1 protein-coding gene is annotated in these 908 nt (G+C 64.2%); it reads right to left on the bottom strand.

All coding sequences use genetic code 11. The features are described from left to right. Positions 1–908, bottom strand: a 908-nt coding sequence (locus IEY93_RS37535) for an ABC transporter substrate-binding protein (RefSeq protein WP_189167892.1), incomplete at both ends; no start/stop codon positions are given.

Raw genomic sequence — 908 nt, 5'->3', positions numbered from 1 at the left:
TCGAATCCGAGCGGCAGGTAGGCCTGCGCGTTCTCCTTGGTCACGGTCTCGGAGGTCAGCGTCACCGACTGCGGCACCTGCTGCTCCACCAGGTCCGACAGACCCTTGCCCTGCGCGATCAACCGCGCCAGCTTGATCGCCGAAGCCGCCATCGTCGGGCTGTAGGTCACCGTCGCCTTCAGCACCCCGGAATCGGCCTGAATGTCACGCATCGCGTTCGCCGACCCCGCGCCACCGACCATGAAGAACTCACTGCGGCCGGCCTCCTTCATCGCCGCCAGCACACCGATGCCCTGGTCGTCATCGTGGTTCCAGATCGCGTCGATCTTCTTGTGCGCCTGCAGCAGATTGCTCGCCACCTGCGTCCCCGACTCCACCGTGAACTTCGCGTCCTGCTGCGCCGTCACACTGAACCCGTAGGTCTTCAGCGCATCGGCGAACCCCTTACTGCGATCCTGGGTCAACGGCAATGTCGCGATCCCCTGGATCTCCAGGATCACCGGACTCGCCACCCCCTTGTCCTTCAACGTCTTGCCGATGAAGTGACCCGCCGCCACACCCATCCCGTAGTTGTCCCCACCGATCCACGTCCGGTACGACAACTTGTCCGGGAACACCCGGTCCACATTGACCACCGGAATCCCGGCGTCCATCGCCTTACGCGCCACCTGGTTCAGCTGCTCACCATCATTGGGCAGAATCACCAGCGCGTTCACCTTCGCCGCGATCAGCGACTCCACCGCCGAGATCTGCTGGTTGATGTCATTGGTCGGCTCCACCGGCTTGAACTCCACATCGGAGTACTGCTTGGCCGCGTCCGCCGCGTTCTTCGTGATCGCCGCGATCCACCCGTGGTCCGCCGCCGGCGCCGAGAACCCGATGACCACCTTCTCGCCAGGCTGGTCGTT

Origin of the sequence: Sphaerisporangium melleum (assembly GCF_014646695.1) — a bacterium.
In the GTDB taxonomy this organism is placed as follows: Bacteria; Actinomycetota; Actinomycetes; order Streptosporangiales; family Streptosporangiaceae; genus Sphaerisporangium; species Sphaerisporangium melleum.
The sequence above is the reverse complement of the archived record's forward strand: the minus strand, read 5'-3'. Positions and strand labels throughout refer to the sequence as shown.